The sequence below is a fragment of the Candidatus Contendobacter odensis Run_B_J11 genome (genome assembly GCF_000531125.1).
Classification (GTDB): Bacteria; Pseudomonadota; Gammaproteobacteria; order Competibacterales; family Competibacteraceae; genus Contendibacter; species Contendibacter odensensis.
The window spans coordinates 1-2660 of sequence record NZ_CBTK010000233.1 but is presented as its reverse complement, the minus strand read 5'-3'; the positions used below and the strand labels follow the sequence as shown (position 1 = coordinate 2660).

Sequence of the window (2660 nt, the reverse complement as noted above, 5' to 3'; positions counted from 1 at the left end):
TGTACCGATTCCATCAGATAGGGGCAGCAGCTCCAGGATCAAGATGTGTGGAATGGACAGGATCAGAATGACAGCGGTTGCTCACAAAAACCTCTTCAACGGCTCCGGTATCCGTTCCTCCCTCTGCTCCTCCCCTTTCTCCAGCGTGATCGCAGCCTCACCCGGCTTGAGTTAAAACTCTCGTTCGCCTCCCGCCCGCTGGCCTATAGAAACGGCCTCAATTCCGCCGGTATCGGATCGGCGGGCGGGTCGTTTCCCAGATCGAAGTACACTGGCTGCTCGCCCGGCTTGAGCCAGAACTGCACGAACACCTCACCCTTGGCCGCCACCAAATCCAGCCACGGCCCCAACTCCGAAGCGCGGGCGTGGCGAATCGTCATGGTCTGGCCGGAGTAGGTCACCGGCTGATACAGCTCGATGTTCGCCACTGGTTCAATTCTCCCGGTCTGCACCTCGCCGTTGATGAAGTACACCCGGCGCTGATCCACCTTGCTCACCAGCCCGCGCAGCGTTCGGCCTTTCATCTCGACCCGCACCGATTGCACCGCCAGCGGTTCGCTGAACCGCACCGGGAATCTCGGAGACTCTTTGGTGTGAGTCACGCCGGCATGGCGGGCTCGTTGAGTTGTCGATAATAAGCGGCTTCGGCCTCGGCGGGTGGCACGTTGCCAATCGGTTCCAGCAGCCGTCGATGGTTGAACCAGTCCACCCAGGCGAGGGTGGCCAGTTCCACTGCCTCTCGGCTCTGCCATGATTGTCGGTGGATCACCTCGGCCTTGTACAGCCCGTTGATGGTCTCGGCCAAGGCATTGTCGTATGAATCGCCCACACTGCCTACCGAGGACTCGATGCCCGCCTCGACTAAGCGCTCGGTATAGCGGATCGATACCTACTGCACCCCGCGATCGCTGTGATGGATCAGGCCATCCTGGCTGGTGGGGCGGCGTGCATAGAGGGCCTGCTCCAGCGCATCCAGCACGAAGTCGGTACGGGCCGAGCGGGACACCTTCCAGCCCACGATGCGCCGGGCGAAGACATCAATGACGAAGGCAACATAGACGAACCCTTGCCAGGTGGAGACATACGTGAAGTCCGAGACCCAGAGCCGGTTCGGGCGTTCGGCCCGGAACTGCCGGTTGACGCAATCCAGCGGGCACGGCGTGGCCTTGTCGCTGACGGTGGTTTTGACGGGTTTGCCGCGCACCACGCCGTGCAGACCGAGCTGTCGCATCAGACGCGCCACTGTGCAGCGGGCCACGCGGACGCCTTCGCGCAACAACTGCCGCCAGACCTTGCGCACGCCATAGACCTGGAAGTTCGCATCCCAGATCCGCTGGATGTGTCCCATCAGGATCTCGTCACGCTGTGCACGGCTGGATCGCTGGCGAGGATCGGCGCGTCGAGCAGCATGCAGGTAATACGTCGACGGGGCGATCGGCAACACCTTGCCGATCGGCTCAACCCCGTAGGCTTCACGGTGATCATCAATGAACGCCGTCATGGCTTGAACCGGCGGTCGAGCTCCGCCTGCGCAAAATACGCCGAGGCCTTGCGCAGGATTTCATTCACCTGGCGTAGCTCACGCACCTCGCGCTCCAGCGCCTTGATCCGCTCGCGTTCGTCCGTGGTGAGGCCGGCGCGCTCACCGCGGTCCTTCTCGGCCTGCCGGACCCAGCGGCGCAGCGTTTCTGCGGTGCAGCCGATCTTGGCGGCAATGGAACTGATAGCGGCCCATTGCGAGTCATGCTCGTCCTGGTGTTCACGCACCATGCAAACCGCACGCTCTCTGACTTCCGGGGAATACGTGGTTGATGTCTTCATCGCTCCATCCTCTCAAAGGTTGGAGTCTCCGGGAAAGCCGGCGCGGTTCAGGCAATCGATAGAGCAGGTTCATGACCTCCTCCTCGCACCAGCCGCACCTGCAAGCGAGCGTCTTTGCTCAGGTAGCCAGTGTGTCCAGTGTCAAAATCCACATACCACGCATAGCGCGGGTAGCGATGCGGCCATGAAGTCCAGAACCGTCCGGCGCTGGCTCCCGAAAACGCAGCCGGATGCTGCCGACGGTTCAGCAGCGTCTTGAGTTCGCCGCGATTGGGCAGTCGCCAGTCCTGATACCCGGCGCCGCCGCCCGCCCGATTGAAGGCTGCGGCGGCCTGTAGCGCTTCCTCCCAAGTGTAGGCGCTGGCTTGACCCGTAGCAGGATTGCCCGCCCCGCTCCGGTTGAACATCCACCGCAGCCAACGCCCCGCCCGTCGCCAACGCCCGTCAAACTCGGGCGCGGGTTCCAACGGTTCGCGTAGCCAGTACAGGCAGGTATGGGTGTCCTGGATGATGCCGGCGCCCCGGTCGAGGTAACGGGCAGCACACAAAGCGCCCTTGGGCTGGACTGACTGGAGGGGTTCTAGGCGAACTAAAGCAGGTTCGGTCATGGCCTGGCAGTGCTGGAGACGCCAGTTGATAGGATGCGGGCGGCTTCATCATCCAGCCAGCGCCCATAGCGCCACCGAGTGGGCATGAAGGCGGGTCGTGTCAAACAGCGGAACCGACGCATCGGCGGGGCTGAGCAGTAGCCCGATCTCGGTGCAGCCCAGGATGATCCCCCATACGCGCCAACTTAAGCACTAACTCTCAGATATTGCTGCATCCCTGTGCTTGGCATT

2 protein-coding genes, 2 pseudogenes and 1 other annotated feature are annotated in these 2660 nt (G+C 62.6%); all 4 genes and pseudogenes read right to left on the bottom strand.

Annotated elements, in window-relative coordinates; translation table 11 throughout:
* Window positions 1-203: 203 nt before the first annotated feature.
* Window positions 204-569 carry a hypothetical protein gene (locus BN874_RS13310; RefSeq protein WP_051497834.1) on the bottom strand — a complete coding sequence of 122 codons (366 nt, stop codon included), beginning with the start codon at window positions 567-569 and terminating at the stop codon, window positions 204-206.
* Window positions 570-598: 29 nt separating this feature from the next.
* Window positions 599-1821, bottom strand: a pseudogene (locus BN874_RS23740) (IS3 family transposase).
* Window positions 1427-1543 (bottom strand) — a sequence feature (AL1L pseudoknot). (Overlaps the previous pseudogene by 117 nt.)
* Before the next feature lie 47 nt (window positions 1822-1868).
* The gene (locus BN874_RS22685) at window positions 1869-2429 is read right to left on the bottom strand and encodes an Lcl C-terminal domain-containing protein (RefSeq protein WP_051497833.1); all 561 of its coding nucleotides are present in this window, start codon (window positions 2427-2429) and stop codon (window positions 1869-1871) included.
* A gap of 48 nt (window positions 2430-2477) precedes the next feature.
* Window positions 2478-2600 (bottom strand): annotated as a pseudogene (locus tag BN874_RS25775) (aspartate/glutamate racemase); the annotation flags it as partial.
* Window positions 2601-2660 lie beyond the last annotated feature (60 nt).